The sequence below is a fragment of the Achromobacter piechaudii NBRC 102461 genome (assembly GCF_001571245.1).
Lineage (GTDB): Bacteria > Pseudomonadota > Gammaproteobacteria > Burkholderiales > Burkholderiaceae_B > Achromobacter > Achromobacter piechaudii.
In genome coordinates, this window is record NZ_BCTK01000014.1 from 15,993 (window position 1) to 30,827 (window position 14,835).

General features: G+C 60.9%; 23 protein-coding genes. 21 read left to right on the forward strand and 2 right to left on the reverse strand.

Going from position 1 to position 14,835, the window contains the following annotated elements:
• Positions 1-13 precede the first annotated feature (13 nt).
• Entirely contained in the window at positions 14-1,441 is a 1,428-nt protein-coding gene (locus API01S_RS24760) for an NAD-dependent succinate-semialdehyde dehydrogenase (RefSeq protein WP_050728383.1), read from the reverse strand.
• Positions 1,442-1,596: 155 nt separating this feature from the next.
• Here API01S_RS24760 and API01S_RS24765 point away from each other — a divergent pair, with 155 nt between their 5' ends.
• From API01S_RS24765 to rplQ, 19 genes are all read left to right on the forward strand, one after another.
• Entirely contained in the window at positions 1,597-2,385 is a 789-nt protein-coding gene (locus API01S_RS24765; RefSeq protein WP_174544691.1) for an aspartyl/asparaginyl beta-hydroxylase domain-containing protein, read from the forward strand.
• A gap of 388 nt (positions 2,386-2,773) precedes the next feature.
• Positions 2,774-3,142: a 50S ribosomal protein L14 gene (rplN, locus tag API01S_RS24770; protein WP_006216531.1), complete on the forward strand. Its 369-nt coding sequence runs from the start codon at positions 2,774-2,776 to the stop codon at positions 3,140-3,142.
• 11 nt (positions 3,143-3,153) lie between these two features.
• A complete protein-coding gene (rplX, locus tag API01S_RS24775; protein WP_006216530.1) occupies positions 3,154-3,474 on the forward strand; it encodes a 50S ribosomal protein L24 in 321 nt (106 codons plus the stop codon).
• 12 nt (positions 3,475-3,486) lie between these two features.
• A complete protein-coding gene (gene rplE, locus API01S_RS24780) occupies positions 3,487-4,026 on the forward strand; it encodes a 50S ribosomal protein L5 (protein WP_006216529.1) in 540 nt (179 codons plus the stop codon).
• 12 nt (positions 4,027-4,038) lie between these two features.
• The gene (gene rpsN / locus API01S_RS24785) at positions 4,039-4,344 is read left to right on the forward strand and encodes a 30S ribosomal protein S14 (protein WP_006216527.1); all 306 of its coding nucleotides are present in this window, start codon (positions 4,039-4,041) and stop codon (positions 4,342-4,344) included.
• Positions 4,345-4,354: 10 nt separating this feature from the next.
• Positions 4,355-4,750 (forward strand): 30S ribosomal protein S8, encoded by a 396-nt coding sequence (gene rpsH / locus API01S_RS24790; RefSeq protein WP_006216525.1) that lies wholly within the window; start codon positions 4,355-4,357, stop codon positions 4,748-4,750.
• A 12-nt stretch (positions 4,751-4,762) separates the two neighbouring features.
• Positions 4,763-5,296, forward strand: coding sequence for a 50S ribosomal protein L6 (gene rplF, locus API01S_RS24795; RefSeq protein ID WP_050728385.1), 534 nt, complete (start codon positions 4,763-4,765; stop codon positions 5,294-5,296).
• Positions 5,297-5,317: 21 nt separating this feature from the next.
• Positions 5,318-5,683 (forward strand): 50S ribosomal protein L18, encoded by a 366-nt coding sequence (gene rplR / locus API01S_RS24800; RefSeq protein WP_006216522.1) that lies wholly within the window; start codon positions 5,318-5,320, stop codon positions 5,681-5,683.
• A gap of 15 nt (positions 5,684-5,698) precedes the next feature.
• Entirely contained in the window at positions 5,699-6,220 is a 522-nt protein-coding gene (gene rpsE / locus API01S_RS24805; protein WP_006216521.1) for a 30S ribosomal protein S5, read from the forward strand.
• Between the two features lie 3 nt (positions 6,221-6,223).
• A complete protein-coding gene (rpmD, locus tag API01S_RS24810; RefSeq protein ID WP_006216520.1) occupies positions 6,224-6,409 on the forward strand; it encodes a 50S ribosomal protein L30 in 186 nt (61 codons plus the stop codon).
• 9 nt (positions 6,410-6,418) lie between these two features.
• The gene (gene rplO, locus API01S_RS24815) at positions 6,419-6,859 is read left to right on the forward strand and encodes a 50S ribosomal protein L15 (RefSeq protein WP_006216519.1); all 441 of its coding nucleotides are present in this window, start codon (positions 6,419-6,421) and stop codon (positions 6,857-6,859) included.
• Positions 6,860-6,873: 14 nt separating this feature from the next.
• Positions 6,874-8,199 (forward strand): preprotein translocase subunit SecY, encoded by a 1,326-nt coding sequence (secY, locus tag API01S_RS24820; RefSeq protein ID WP_039882533.1) that lies wholly within the window; start codon positions 6,874-6,876, stop codon positions 8,197-8,199.
• Positions 8,200-8,207: 8 nt separating this feature from the next.
• The gene (gene infA / locus API01S_RS24825) at positions 8,208-8,426 is read left to right on the forward strand and encodes a translation initiation factor IF-1 (RefSeq protein ID WP_003806927.1); all 219 of its coding nucleotides are present in this window, start codon (positions 8,208-8,210) and stop codon (positions 8,424-8,426) included.
• A 34-nt stretch (positions 8,427-8,460) separates the two neighbouring features.
• Entirely contained in the window at positions 8,461-8,574 is a 114-nt protein-coding gene (gene rpmJ / locus API01S_RS28990) for a 50S ribosomal protein L36 (RefSeq protein ID WP_003806928.1), read from the forward strand.
• Positions 8,575-8,617: 43 nt separating this feature from the next.
• On the forward strand, positions 8,618-8,983 hold the full coding sequence (gene rpsM / locus API01S_RS24830; RefSeq protein WP_006216517.1) for a 30S ribosomal protein S13: 366 nt from the start codon (positions 8,618-8,620) through the stop codon (positions 8,981-8,983).
• A gap of 15 nt (positions 8,984-8,998) precedes the next feature.
• Complete coding sequence (gene rpsK / locus API01S_RS24835; RefSeq protein ID WP_006216516.1) at positions 8,999-9,400, forward strand: 30S ribosomal protein S11; 402 nt, start codon at positions 8,999-9,001, stop codon at positions 9,398-9,400.
• 11 nt (positions 9,401-9,411) lie between these two features.
• Entirely contained in the window at positions 9,412-10,035 is a 624-nt protein-coding gene (gene rpsD, locus API01S_RS24840) for a 30S ribosomal protein S4 (RefSeq protein WP_006216515.1), read from the forward strand.
• A gap of 214 nt (positions 10,036-10,249) precedes the next feature.
• Positions 10,250-11,236, forward strand: a complete 987-nt coding sequence (locus API01S_RS24845) for a DNA-directed RNA polymerase subunit alpha (RefSeq protein ID WP_006216514.1) — start codon at positions 10,250-10,252, stop codon at positions 11,234-11,236.
• A gap of 184 nt (positions 11,237-11,420) precedes the next feature.
• On the forward strand, positions 11,421-11,813 hold the full coding sequence (gene rplQ, locus API01S_RS24850; RefSeq protein WP_006216513.1) for a 50S ribosomal protein L17: 393 nt from the start codon (positions 11,421-11,423) through the stop codon (positions 11,811-11,813).
• 143 nt (positions 11,814-11,956) lie between these two features.
• On the opposite strand, the gene API01S_RS24855 is transcribed toward rplQ, so the two are convergent.
• Positions 11,957-12,394 carry an HIT family protein gene (locus tag API01S_RS24855; protein ID WP_050728386.1) on the reverse strand — a complete coding sequence of 146 codons (438 nt, stop codon included), beginning with the start codon at positions 12,392-12,394 and terminating at the stop codon, positions 11,957-11,959.
• 139 nt (positions 12,395-12,533) lie between these two features.
• Between API01S_RS24855 and cutA the strand changes: the two genes are divergently transcribed.
• Both cutA and dsbD read left to right on the forward strand, forming a co-directional pair.
• Positions 12,534-12,881, forward strand: coding sequence for a divalent-cation tolerance protein CutA (gene cutA / locus API01S_RS24860; protein ID WP_006216511.1), 348 nt, complete (start codon positions 12,534-12,536; stop codon positions 12,879-12,881).
• On the forward strand, positions 12,881-14,806 hold the full coding sequence (dsbD, locus tag API01S_RS24865) for a protein-disulfide reductase DsbD (RefSeq protein WP_156329839.1): 1,926 nt from the start codon (positions 12,881-12,883) through the stop codon (positions 14,804-14,806). Before cutA ends, dsbD begins: the two co-directional genes overlap by 1 nt.
• Positions 14,807-14,835: the final 29 nt, after the last annotated feature.

Genomic DNA, 14,835 nt, shown 5'->3' on the forward strand with positions numbered 1-14,835 from the left:
CGGCCGGGGCCGATCAGATGTGCGTGATGAATTTCGTGACGAGGTAGCCGTCGAACGTTTCCAGGCCGCCTTCGCTGCCGATGCCGCTGTCCTTGATGCCGCCGAAGGGCGTCTCGGCCAGCGCGCTGCCGAAGTGGTTGATGTTGACCATGCCGGCTTCCAGGCCGTTGGAGACCTTGGTGGCGGTCTTCAGCGAATTGGTGAAGACGTAGGACGACAGGCCGAACGGCAGGCTGTTGGCGCGACGCAGGACTTCGTCGGTGTCCTTGAAACGCACCACCGGCGCGACGGGGCCGAAGGGCTCTTCGGTCATCAGCATCGAGTTGTCGGGCAGGTCGGTCACGACCGTGGGGGCGAAGAAGAAGCCCTTGCGGTCCAGCGGGCCGCCGCCGACGACGACCTTGCCGCCATGCTTCTTGGCGTCGTCGATGAAGGCGCTCATCGCGGGCACGCGGCGTTCATGCGCGAGCGGGCCCATGTCGGTGCCGGCTTCCAGGCCGTCGCCGACCTTGATGTTCTTGAGCACGTCGGAGAAGCGCGCCAGGAACTGTTCGTAGGCGCCTTCCTGCACATAGAAGCGGGTCGGCGACACGCAGACCTGACCAGCGTTGCGCACCTTGAACTTGGCCAGCATTTCAGCGGCGCGGTCGATGTCGGCGTCGTCGAACACCAACACGGGCGAATGGCCGCCCAGTTCCATCGTGACGCGCTTCATGTGCGCGCCGGCCAGCGCGGCCAGTTGCTTGCCCACCGGCACGGAACCGGTGAACGACACCTTGCGCACGATCGGCGAACGGATCAGGTAGTCGGAGATCTTGGCGGGCTCGCCCCAGACGATGTTCAGGCAGCCCTTGGGCAAGCCGGCGTCGTGGAACATGCGTGCGATCGCCATGACGGCGCTGGGCGAATCTTCCGGGCCCTTGAGCACGACAGTGCAACCGGCGCCGAGCGCGGCGGCGATCTTGCGGATGGCCTGGTTGTACGGGAAGTTCCAGGGCGTGAACGCGGCGCAGACGCCGATGGGTTCACGCACGACGAACTGGCGCACGTCCGGGTTGCGGGGCGGGACCACGCGGCCGTAGATGCGGCGGCATTCTTCGGCGTGCCAATCGGCGTGCTCGGCGCAAGAGGTGACTTCGCCGACAGCTTCGGCCAGCGGCTTGCCCTGGTCCAGCGTCATGTTGCGGCCGATTTCCTTGGCGCGCTCGCGGGACAGCGTGGCGACCTTGCGCAGGATGGCCGAACGATCCATCGGAGAAGATTTCTTCCACGATTCGAATGCGCGCTGGGCGGCGGCTAGCGCACGGTCCAGATCCGCTTCGGTTGCGTGAGGCAGCTGGCCGAGCACTTCAAGCGTGGCCGGGTTGATGACGTCCTGGGTGCGCCTACCCTCGCCGGAGATGAATTCGCCGTCGATATACAGCGCCAACTGTTCATACATGCCTGTCTTTCCTTGCGAAATAGGAGTGGAGTGCGATCGCGTCGCCCACGCCAGTCTAAACCAGCTTGCGCGCGGCGGGGAGGTCCAATCTGCCCCGCCGGATTGGAGCCAATCGATGGGGCCAAGCCTTGCAAGCCCGTGCCGGCTTCTACACAATGAGCCATCCTAGGCAGCCTGATTACATACCCATCGTGCAACCCGTTGACGCGCTTACCGGCAACAAGCCCAGCCTGTATTCCCGCTTGCTGTTTCGCTTCATCGATTGGCTGCGCCAACGCATTGCGCGGGCGTCATTGGTGGGCGACAAGCCGATTTTCCAGAATGCCCAGTTTCCCTGGATCCCTGAACTTGAAGCGCGCACACCGGCCATCCGCGCCGAGCTCACGGAACTGCTGACCGAGCGTCAGAACCTGCCCGCTTTCCACGAGATCTCCCCCGACGTCGGCATGATCACGTCCGACGATCAATGGAAGACATTCCTTTTCATGGGATACGGGCTGCGTTCCGAGCGCAACCTGGCGCGCTGCCCCGAAACCGCGCGGGCGCTTCTGGGCATACCGGGGGTGCGCAGCGCGTTCTTCTCCATCCTGGAACCGGGCAAGCGGATTCCGCTCCATACCGGTCCCTACAACGGCGTCCTGCGGCTGCACCTGGGCCTGGTCGTGCCCGAGCCTGCCGAGCGTTGCTGGATCGAGGTTGGCGGGGAGCGGTACAACTGGCAGGAAGGGCAGGCCGTAGTGTTCGACGATCTTTATCCACATCAGGTGCACAACGACACGCCGGGGCTGCGCGCCGTGTTGTTCGTCGACTTTGAGAGGCCTTGCCGGATTCCGGTAAAATGGCTGAATCGCCTGGTGCTCAGAGCGGCCCCGTTCACGGACGAAATCCGTCGCGGCAAAGCCAATCATGACGCCTGGGAGAAGGCCTACTACCGCCAGAAATAAGGGGGCAGATAGGCCGCAAACGTTCCCCACATAGGGGAGCGTGGTCTTTTGTGCGTCATTCCAACAAAGTACTTGCGCTCAAAATTTAACCACGCTAGAATGATCAGCTTTCCCAGATTGTCGATTGAGTTAAGGAAGAACTAGCCCCGGGCATTAGCCTTCAAGCTGGCTTTCGAATTCATCGAGTTGGGGGAATACCCGCAGGATTTCAACCCAGGGTCGTTGCGTTGCCAACCAGTTGCAGAGGTAGAGCGAAAGCTTTAGGTCTGCAATACATAAAGCAGGGCGGCAGACCTGACGGGACCAAAACTGGCAGGAATTGCAGAGTTCCTCGGGGGGAAAACCCCGGGAAAACAGTATTTCCAGTTAAGTTGGAACAGGAAAAATCATGATCCAAATGCAGACCACGCTGGACGTGGCCGATAACACTGGTGCGCGTCATGTCATGTGCATTAAGGTGCTCGGTGGCTCCAAGCGCCGTTATGCCGGTATCGGCGACATCATCAAGGTGAGCGTCAAAGATGCGGCTCCGCGCGGACGCGTCAAGAAAGGCGAAATTTACAATGCCGTGGTGGTTCGTACCGCCAAGGGCGTGCGCCGTAAAGACGGTTCGCTGATTCGTTTCGGTGGCAATGCCGCCGTGTTGCTCAACGCCAAGCTGGAGCCTATCGGCACCCGCATCTTCGGACCCGTTACGCGTGAACTGCGTACCGAGAAGTTCATGAAGATCGTGTCGTTGGCCCCGGAAGTGCTGTAAGGAGCCCTACGATGAACAACATTCGTAAAGGCGACGAAGTCATCGTCCTGACCGGCCGCGACAAGAAGCGTCGCGGTACCGTGCTGGCCCGTGTTGATGCCGACCACGTTCTGGTCGAAGGCGTCAATGTGGCCAAGAAGCACGTCAAAGCCAACCCGATGGCTAACAACCCGGGCGGGATTGTCGAAAAGACCATGCCGATCCACATCTCGAATGTGGCGCTCTTCAACCCCGCAACCGGTCGTGGCGACCGCGTGGGCGTTCAAGAAGTCGACGGTCGCAAGGTCCGCGTGTTCCGTTCCAATGGTGCCGTTGTCGGCGCCAAGGCGTAAGGGGCGATAGACATGTCTCGTTTGCAAGATTTCTACAAGAGCAAGGTCGCTGGCGACCTGCAGGCCAAGTTTGGCTACAAGAGCGTCATGGAAGTGCCGCGCATCACCAAGATCACCCTGAACATGGGTGTCTCGGAAGCCGTGTCCGATAAGAAGGTTATCGAACACGCGGTGTCGGACCTGACCAAGATCGCTGGCCAAAAGCCTGTCGTGACGAAGACCAAGAAGGCTATCGCCGGTTTCAAGATCCGCGAAAACTACCCGATTGGTTGCATGGTCACGCTGCGTGGTCAACGCATGTACGAATTCCTGGATCGCCTCGTTGCGGTCGCGCTGCCTCGCGTGCGCGACTTCCGTGGTATCTCGGGTCGTGCGTTTGACGGCCGCGGCAACTACAACATCGGGGTGAAAGAGCAAATCATTTTCCCCGAAATCGAGTACGACAAGATCGACGCGCTGCGTGGGCTGAACATCAGCATCACCACCTCCGCGAAGACCGACGAAGAAGCCAAGGCGCTGTTGACGGCCTTCAGCTTCCCGTTCCGTAACTAAGGGGCTGATGACGTGGCTAAACTTTCCCTCATCAATCGCGACATCAAGCGCGCCAAGCTGGCTGACAAGTTCGCTGCCAAGCGCGCTGAGTTGAAGGCGATCATCGACGACCAGTCGAAGACCGACGAAGAACGTTACCAAGCTCGGCTCAAGCTGCAACAGCTGCCGCGCAATGCCAATCCGACGCGCCAACGTAACCGTTGCGTGGTCACCGGTCGTCCGCGCGGTGTGTTCCGCAAGTTCGGCCTGACGCGTCACAAACTGCGTGAAATGGCGATGAAGGGCGAAATCCCCGGCATCACCAAGGCCAGCTGGTAGGAGATACATTATGAGCATGAGCGATCCCATCGCCGATATGCTGACCCGCATTCGCAATGCGCAGCAAGTGGACAAAGTTACGGTGAGCATGCCCTCCTCGAAGCTGAAGGCGGCTATTGCCGCTGTGCTGAAAGACGAAGGCTACATCGACAGCTTTGAAATCAAGGGCACCCAGGCCAAGCCTGAGCTCGAGATCACCCTGAAGTACTACGCTGGTCGTCCGGTTATCGAGCGCATCGAACGCGTTTCGCGCCCCGGTCTGCGTATCTACAAGGGCCGTACCAGCATTCCTCAGGTCATGAACGGCCTGGGCGTGGCTATCGTTTCGACCTCGCGCGGCGTCATGACCGACCGTAAGGCTCGCGCCAACGGCGTCGGCGGCGAAGTGCTGTGCTACGTGGCCTAAGGAGAAATTCGAATGTCACGTATCGCTAAGTATCCGGTCGAACTGCCCAAGGGTGTCGAAGCTGACATCAAGCAGGATCAGATCACTGTCAAGGGCCCGCTGGGCACCCTGACTCAAGCCCTGACTGGCGACGTCACGGTTGCGATGGACGAAGGCAAGCTCACGTTTGCCGCCGCCAACGAAACTCGTCACGCCAATGCCATGTCGGGTACCGTGCGCGCTCTGGTGGCCAATATGGTTACCGGCGTGAGCAAGGGCTTCGAGCGCAAGCTGACCCTGGTTGGCGTGGGTTACCGCGCCTCGATCCAAGGCGATGCCGTTAAGCTGCAGCTCGGTTTCTCGCACGACGTTTTGCATCAGTTGCCGGCCGGTATCAAGGCCGAATGCCCCACCCAGACGGAAATCGTCATCAAGGGCGCCAACAAGCAAGTCGTCGGTCAGATGGCCGCTGAAATCCGCGCGTACCGCGAACCCGAACCCTACAAGGGCAAGGGTGTGCGTTACTCGGACGAACGCGTCGTCATCAAAGAAACCAAGAAGAAATAACGGCGCACGCAAGGACGAATCATGGACAAAAAAGTTTCCCGTTTGCGTCGTGCGGTTCCGACCCGCCGGAAGATCAACGAGCTGCGCGTTCATCGCCTCTCGGTCTTCCGCTCGAACCAGCACATCTACGCCAACATCATTTCGCCGGAAGGCGATCGCATTCTGGTCAGCGCCTCGACGGTGGAAGCCGAAGTGCGTGCGCAACTGGCCGGCCAAACCGGTCAGGGTGGCAACACTGCCGCTGCGACGCTGGTTGGCAAGCGCGTGGCCGAAAAGGCCAAGGCTGCCGGTATTGAACTGGTCGCTTTCGATCGCTCGGGCTTTCGTTACCATGGCCGCGTGAAAGCGCTGGCCGATGCCGCGCGTGAAGCCGGCCTGAAGTTCTAAGCGAGGATCTGTCAAATGGCTAAAGTACAAGGCAAGAACGCCGCGGAAAAAGAGAACGATGACGGCCTCCGCGAAAAGATGATCGCGGTCAACCGCGTGAGCAAAGTGGTCAAGGGTGGTCGCACCATGAGCTTTGCCGCGCTGACCGTGGTTGGCGATGGCGATGGTCGCGTCGGCATGGGTAAGGGCAAGGCGCGTGAAGTGCCGGTGTCCGTCCAGAAGGCAATGGAACAGGCCCGTCGCGGCATGTTCAAGGTTGCTCTGAAGAACGGCACGCTGCACCACACCGTGGTTGGCAAGCATGGCGCCGCTACCGTGCTGATCTCGCCGGCTGCTGAAGGTACTGGCGTTATCGCCGGCGGCCCGATGCGCGCTATTTTTGAAGTGATGGGTGTGCGTAACGTGGTTGCCAAGAGCCTGGGCTCGAGCAACCCCTACAACATGGTTCGCGCCACGTTGAACGGTCTGCGCGCTTCCCTGACCCCGGCCGATGTTGCTGCCAAGCGCGGCAAGTCGGTCGAAGAAATCCTGGGGTAAATCATGGCTCAGAAGCAGATCAAAGTGACCCTCGTGCGCTCCGTGATCGGTACCAAGCAATCGCACCGTGATACGGTTCGCGGTTTGGGCTTGGGCCGCATCAACAGCAGCCGCGTGCTGGTCGATACGCCCGAGGTGCGTGGGATGATCCGTAAGGTGGATTATCTCGTTTCCGTCTCGGAAGCCTAAGGAATCACCATGTCGGATATGCAACTTAATTCGCTGAAGCCCGCTGAGGGCAGCAAGCACGCCAAGCGCCGCGTCGGCCGTGGTATCGGTTCGGGTCTGGGTAAAACCGCCGGCCGTGGCCACAAGGGTCAGAAGTCGCGCTCGGGCGGTTTCCATAAGGTTGGCTTCGAAGGCGGTCAAATGCCGCTGCAGCGTCGTCTGCCCAAGCGTGGTTTCACCCCGCTCGGTCAGCATCTGTACGCCGAAGTCCGTCTGTCGGACCTGCAAGCCCTGCCCATCGATGAAATCGACGTGCAAGTGCTGAAGGCGGCTGGCGTGATTGGTCAGGCGGTTCGTTACGCCAAGGTCATCAAGTCGGGTGAACTCTCGCGCAAGGTAGTGCTGAAAGGCATTACCGCGACGGCCGGCGCTCGCGCCGCCATCGAAGGCGCGGGCGGCTCGCTTGCTTGATCACGAGGTGACGAGTGGCTAACGCGCAGGCATTGGGCAAAACCGGAGCACGGTACGGTGATTTGAAGCGCCGTTTGGTGTTCCTGGTGCTCGCCCTGGTGGTTTACCGTTTGGGTACACACATCCCCGTACCGGGTATTAATCCGGATGCGCTGGCGGACTTGTTCCGTCAGAACCAGGGCGGGATCCTGGGCCTGTTCAACATGTTCTCGGGTGGGGCGCTCTCGCGTTTCTCGATTTTTGCCCTGGGGATCATGCCGTACATTTCGGCATCCATCATCATGCAGTTGATGTCGGTGGTGGTGCCGTCGCTGGAAGCGCTCAAGAAAGAGGGCGAATCCGGTCGTCGGAAGATTACCCAATACACCCGCTACGGCACAGTCGTGCTGGCGCTGGTGCAAGCAGTGGGCATTTCGGTGGCGTTGGAGTCCCAACAGGGACTGGTGATCGATCCGGGCATGCTGTTTCGCTTCACGACCGTTGTGACTCTGGTCACTGGCACCATGTTCGTCATGTGGCTGGGTGAACAGATCACGGAACGCGGTCTGGGCAACGGGATTTCCATCCTGATCTTCGCAGGTATCGTTGCGGGTCTTCCCGCGGCGCTGGCTGCACTGTTGGACCTGGTCCGCACCAACGCGATGTCTGTGCTTTCGGCACTGTTCATTGTGGCTTTGGTGGTGCTGGTTACCGCTTTTGTGGTGTTCGTGGAACGCGGACAGCGCAAGATCACGGTGAACTACGCCAAGCGGCAGGTCGGCAACAAGGTCTACGGTGGTCAAAGCTCGCATTTGCCGCTGAAGCTGAACATGGCAGGGGTGATTCCGCCGATTTTCGCATCGTCGATCATTCTGTTCCCGGCCACGATCACGAGCTGGTTCTCCAGCAGTGAGAACATGCGCTGGCTTAGCGACCTGGCTGCGGCCCTGTCGCCTCGTCAACCGCTCTACATCACGCTGTATTCCGTCGCGATTATTTTCTTCTGCTTTTTCTACACGGCTCTGGTGTTCAACAGCCGCGAAACGGCGGACAACCTGAAGAAGAGTGGTGCGTTTGTTCCGGGCATTCGTCCGGGCGAACAAACAGCGCGCTACATCGACAAGATCCTGATGCGTTTGACGCTCGCAGGTGCCATCTACATCACGTTGGTGTGCCTGTTGCCGGAATTCTTGGTGATGCGCTGGAACGTTCCCTTCTACTTCGGTGGTACGTCTCTGTTGATTATTGTGGTGGTGACGATGGATTTCATGGCACAGGTTCAGGCCTACATGATGTCTCACCAGTACGACTCGTTGCTCAAGAAGGCCAACTTCAAGGGCGCGGGTTTGCCGATGCGGTAAGCAAAAGAATGTCCAAGGACGACGTCATTCAGATGCAAGGCGAGGTTCTTGAGAACCTCCCGAACGCGACATTTCGCGTCAAGCTCGAAAACGGCCACGTGGTGTTGGGCCATATTTCCGGCAAGATGCGTATGCATTACATCCGGATCCTGCCGGGTGACAAGGTCACAGTGGAGCTCACGCCCTATGATCTGACGCGAGCCAGGATAGTTTTCCGCTCCAAATGAGCGGAACCGGATTACGGAAAATTAGGAGTCAACCATGAAAGTAATGGCATCGGTTAAGCGGATCTGCCGCAACTGCAAAGTTATCAAACGTCACGGCGTGGTGCGTGTTATCTGCACCGACCCGCGTCACAAGCAGCGTCAAGGCTAACTCGGGTTAGCGACTACGCAACAGATTTATTCAAGGAATAGTCATGGCCCGTATTGCTGGCATTAACATCCCGCCGCAACAGCACGCCGAGATCGGACTGACCGCTATTTTTGGCATCGGTCGTACGCGCGCTCGCAAAATCTGCGAAGCGGCAAACGTACCCTTTGACAAAAAGGTCAAGGATCTGAACGACGCTGAATTGGAACGCGTCCGCGAACATGTTGGTTTGTTCACGGTTGAAGGCGACCTGCGTCGTGAAGTACAGCTCTCGATCAAGCGTTTGATCGACCTGGGAACCTACCGCGGTATGCGTCACAAGCGCGGTTTGCCCGTGCGCGGCCAGCGCACTCGCACCAACGCCCGGACCCGTAAGGGCCCGCGTCGTGCTGCTGCGTCCCTGAAGAAATAATCGAGGAACTGGATTATGGCGAAAGCTTCCACCAGCGGCGCTTCGCGCGTGCGCAAAAAGGTTAAGAAGAACGTCTCGGACGGCATCGCGCACGTTCACGCTTCGTTCAACAACACCATCATCACCATCACCGACCGTCAGGGCAACGCACTGTCGTGGGCCACTTCGGGTGGTGCTGGTTTCAAGGGTTCGCGTAAGTCGACCCCGTTTGCCGCGCAAGTCGCCGCTGAAACGGCTGGCCGCGTCGCGCTGGAATACGGCATCAAGACGCTGGAAGTGCGCATCAAGGGCCCCGGTCCTGGCCGCGAATCGTCGGTCCGCGCGTTGAACGCGTTGGGCATCAAGATTTCGTCCATCGCCGACATCACGCCCGTTCCGCACAACGGCTGCCGTCCGCCGAAGCGTCGTCGTATCTAAAGGGAATCCACATGGCACGTTATATTGGACCCAAATGCAAGCTCTCGCGCCGCGAGGGTACTGACCTGTTCCTGAAGAGCGCCCGTCGCTCGCTGGATTCCAAGTGCAAGCTGGATTCCAAGCCTGGCCAACACGGCCGCACTTCGGGTGCCCGCACTTCCGACTACGGCCTGCAGCTGCGCGAAAAGCAAAAGCTGAAGCGCATGTACGGCGTGCTGGAAAAGCAATTCCGCAAGTACTTCGCTGAAGCAGAGCGTCGCCGTGGCAACACCGGCGAAACCCTGATCCAGCTGCTGGAATCGCGCCTGGACAACGTCGTCTACCGCATGGGCTTCGGCTCGACGCGCGCCGAAGCTCGCCAGCTGGTGAGCCACCGCGCCATCGAACTGAACGGCCACACGGCTGACATCGCTTCGATGCTGGTCAAGGCTGGCGACGTCGTTTCGATCCGTGAAAAGGCCAAGAAGCAAGGCCGTATCAAGGAATCGCTCGACCTGGCCACCAGCATCGGCATCCCCCAATGGGTGGAAGTCGACGCGACCAAGCTGACCGGTACGTTCAAGTCGGTCCCCGATCGCGCTGACGTCGCTCGCGACATCAACGAATCGATGGTCGTCGAACTGTACTCGCGTTAATCAGGTCGGCCGGCGCCTCCTTCGCAGGTGTGCCGGCTACTGGTCCCGCGACCCGTTTGCACGTCTCGCAGCAGCCCGCTTTCCGCCTTTTGGTGGGGCGGGCTTTGCGGTAAGTATCGGCCGGCGTTTTCGCGCCGCCCGAGTTGCATGTTTCACCCTGTCCATCAGCCTTATCGGTGTAACGAGCCGAGGGTATTGAAAAGGAACACAGTAAATGTCCACTCAAGGTTTTCTGAAGCCGCGCTCCATTGAAGTCGAACCGGTCGGCACGCACCATGCCAAGATCGTGATGGAGCCGTTCGAGCGTGGCTACGGTCATACGCTGGGCAACGCCCTGCGCCGCATCCTGCTGTCTTCGATGACCGGCTACGCGCCGACCGAAGTGCAGATGACGGGCGTGGTGCACGAATATTCGACCATCCCGGGCGTTCGCGAAGATGTCGTCGACATCCTGCTGAACCTGAAGGGCGTGGTCTTCAAGCTGCACAATCGCGACGAAGTGACGCTGGTTCTGCGCAAGACCGGCGCGGGCACCGTGCTGGCCAGCGATATCGAGCTGCCGCACGACGTCGAGATCATCAACCCCGGCCATGCCATCTGCAACCTGACGGACGCAGGCAAGCTGGAAATGCAGATCAAGGTTGAGAAGGGCCGCGGCTACGTGCCGGGCAACGTGCGCGCGCTGTCGGAAGACCGCACCCACACCATCGGCCGCATCGTTCTGGACGCTTCGTTCAGCCCGGTTCGTCGCGTGAGCTACGCGGTTGAAAGCGCCCGTGTGGAACAGCGCACCGACCTGGACAAGCTGGTTCTGGACATCGAAACCAACGGCGTCATCTCGCCCGAGGAAGCGGTGCGCCAGTCGGCTCGCATCCTGATGGACCAGATCTCGGTCTTCGCTGCGCTGGAAGGTGCTGGCGATTCCTACGAAGCTCCGGTCCGCGGCACGCCGCAGATCGACCCGGTCCTGCTGCGTCCGGTCGACGACCTGGAACTGACCGTGCGTTCGGCCAACTGCCTGAAGGCCGAAAACATCTACTACATCGGCGACCTGATCCAGCGTACCGAAAACGAGCTGCTCAAGACCCCGAACCTGGGTCGCAAGTCGCTCAACGAAATCAAGGAAGTCCTGGCTGCACGTGGTCTGACTCTGGGCATGAAGCTCGAGAACTGGCCGCCCCTGGGCCTGGAGCGTCCCTAAGTTTTGAACGGGTGCCGTCCTGGCAACAGGGCGGTTCCTGCAACGCCCGGCAACCCCGCCGGGCGGTTTGCGAAATCGTCGTAAAATGCACCGTTTTCTACCGGACCGCGGCCTGATTGCAGGTTGATAGAAGAGCCGGCAACCCGATGGCGAACGCCATCTTTAGATTCAAAGGAAACTTATCATGCGTCACGGTAATGGCTTGCGTAAGCTCAACCGCACCAGCAGTCACCGTCTTGCCATGTTCCGCAACATGGCCGTTTCGTTGATCACTCACGAAGCCATCAAGACCACGCTGCCGAAGGCGAAAGAATTGCGCCGCGTCATCGAACCCCTGATCACGCTGGGCAAAGAGCCCACGCTGGCGAACAAGCGTCTGGCATTTGCCCGTCTGCGCGATCGCGATGCGGTGGTGAAGCTGTTTGCCGAAATCGGCCCGCGCTACGCGGCCCGTAACGGTGGCTACACCCGCGTGCTGAAGATGGGCTTCCGTCAAGGCGACAACGCTCCCATGGCTTTCATGGAACTGGTTGACCGTCCGGAAGTTGATGAAGCCGCTGCGGACAGCGCCGAATAAATTTCGGTAGCTAGATAAGCGACAAGGGCGGGTCTTCGGACCCGCCCTTGTTTTATTTGGAGCGCCGCTTCGGCCTTCGACTGAGCCCCGGCAGAGCGCGCGATCCGTGGCATCCGACTGCGCGCTCCGCCAGTCGCGTCTGATCAAGAGGCGTGCAGTTCTCCCCGCAACTGCGCGGCGGTGGCCGCCAGCACTTCCTGGGGCGGCTGTGGCGGCATCTTGAAGGTCAGGTCCTGCTGTTCGATGTATTGCGTGGACGTCACGTCCTGGGTGTGATGCATGGGAATGACGTGAGCATGCGAATGCGCCACGTGGATGCCGGTGAACGCAAAGCCCACGCGCTGCACGCCGTACAGGCGCTTCATGTGGCGGCCCAATTTCTGCCCCAGGTTCACGATATGCCCCGCCAGATCCGCAGGCATGTCCTCGAAATAGGGGTAATGCTGCTTCGGAATGATCAAGGTGTGGCCGGGCCGCACCGGCTGGATGTCCAGGAAGGCCATCAAGCGATCATCTTCATGAATGATATGGGCGGGGATCTCGTGCCGGGCAATGCGGCAGAACAGGCAATTGTCGGGCATGCGGGCCTCGTAAAAGCGGTGGCATGATGGGGACGTTGGTCTGGGCGGGCGGCCGGGCATTGCAGGCATCCGGTGTTCCCCCGCAATATCGATAAAATACCCCGAGTTACATCCCTCACGGGTATCTCAAGGAGCCCCCATGTTGCGCGATGACGACGTCGTGCTGGTCATCAGCAATGCGCCCGACCTCTTGCTGGCCAAGCGCATTGCGCATGTGCTGGTCGAAGATGGTTTGGCCGCGTGTGTGAACCTTGGCGCGCCTGGCCTGTCCATCTACCTGTGGAATGGCGAGGTCGAAGGGACAGAAGAAGTCCCCATTCATATCAAAACCACATACGCGCGTCACCAAGCCGTTGTACAGGCCCTGGCGCAGATGCATCCCTACGATGTGCCCGAAATCATCGTGCTGCCGGTCATAGGCGGCGCGGCGCCCTATCTGGATTGGGTTCGAGAGCAGACGGCCGTCACGAATAACAAGAGAGTCTGATGTTCCCACTTGCCGGTATCGACGTTGCGCCCGGGCGCTCGATTCACGCCCTACGCGCGACGCGCGCCTTGATCGGGCGCTGCCTTGCATTGCTGGCAATGGCGTTGTTGCTGATGGGTTGGCAGCCGGCGCGCGCGGAAGCGGAATTTCTCGAACCCGAAAAAGCGTTCGTGTTCAGCGCGCAGATGGCCGCGCCCGATACGCTGGAGCTGCGCTTCAAGGTCGCGCCCGGCTACTACATGTACCGCGAGCGATTCGGCATCACGATCAGCCCGGCCGGCGCGACGACGCTGGGCGAGGCTGTCTACCCGAAGGGCGAGGTCAAGTACGACCCGACCTTCGAAAAAGACATGGAAGTGTTCCACAAGGACGTGCTGATCCGCGTGCCGGTGGGCTCGGGCACTCAACCCTTTACCCTGACTTTGACCGGTCAAGGCTGTGCAGACGCCGGCCTTTGCTATCCGCCCATGGACAGCAGCGTCAAGCTGACTCCGGTGGCTGGCGGATACGCGCTGGCGGGCGGACTGGCCGGGATAATGGGCCAGGCCACACAATCCGGGCAGGGCGCGTCGACCTCGTCAGCCACTGGCCTTGGCGCGCTGGTCAACGCGGGCGACACCGGCCTGGCCGATGCGCTGGGCGGGCTGGGTTGGGCCAAGACGGCGGGCGTGTTCCTGGTCCTGGGCTTGTTGCTGGCGTTCACGCCCTGCGTGCTGCCGATGATCCCCATTCTGTCTTCGATCGTGTTGGGCGGTGCCGCGCAGCCTCGGCCCTCGCGCGGGCGCGGCCTGGCTTTGGCTGCAACCTATGTGCTGGGCATGTCGGTGGTTTATACGGCTTTGGGCGTGGCCGCCGGCTTGAGCGGCGCCGGCCTCGCGGCATGGTTGCAGACCCCCTGGATCCTGACCCTGTTCGCGATCTTGCTGACCGTATTGGCGCTGGCCATGTTCGACGTGTTCACGTTCCAGATGCCGTCGGGGGTGCAGGCCAAACTGTCGGAGCGTTCCTCGCGCGTGCCGGGCGGTCGCTACACGGGCGCGTTGGTGATGGGCGCCTTGTCCGCGCTGATCGTCGGGCCGTGCGTGGCCGCGCCGCTGGCGGGCGCGTTGTTGTATATCTCGCAGACCGGCGACGTGGTGCTGGGCGGTTCGGCGCTGTTCGCCATGGCGTGGGGCATGGGCGTGCCGCTGCTGATCGTGGGCGCGTCCTCGGGAGCCTTGCTGCCCAAGGCGGGTGCCTGGATGGACGGCGTCAAGCGCCTGTTCGGCATGCTGCTGTTGGCGACGGCGTGGTGGATGCTGATACCCGTGGTGCCAACCTGGGTGCAGATGACGGGCTGGGCCTTCCTGGCGGTCGTGTCGGCGGTGATGCTGCGCGCCTTTGATGCGCTGCCTGCCGGTGCTGGTGCGGGCCGCATGTTCGGCAAGGGGCTGGGCCTGCTGCTGGCGCTTGCCGCCGCCGCTTGGCTGGTGGGCGCGGCCAGCGGGGGGCGCGATGTGCTGCAACCGCTGTCGCACCTTGCCGCGCGTGGCGAGGCCTCGGCAGGCACGGCCGTGACCAAGGGCGAGCTCCAGTTCACCCGCGTGCGCAACATCGCGGAACTGGACGCGGTGCTGGCGCAAAGCAGCCAGCCGGTGATGCTGGATTTCTACGCGGATTGGTGCGTGTCGTGCCGCGAAATGGAGCGCTTCACTTTTACCGATCCGGGCGTCGCGCAGCGCATGTCGAACATGTTGCTGGTGCAAGCCGACGTGACGGCAAACAATGCCGACGATCGCGCATTGCTCAAACGCTTCCGGCTGTTCGGGCCGCCGGGAATCATGTTCTTCGAGCCGGGCGGCAAGGAGTTGCCGGAGGCGCGCGTCGTGGGCTTCCAGGACGCCAAGCGTTTCACGGAGTCGCTGGACAAGGTGCTCGTACGCTGACCTTGATGCCCGCGCGCTGACTCAAGGTG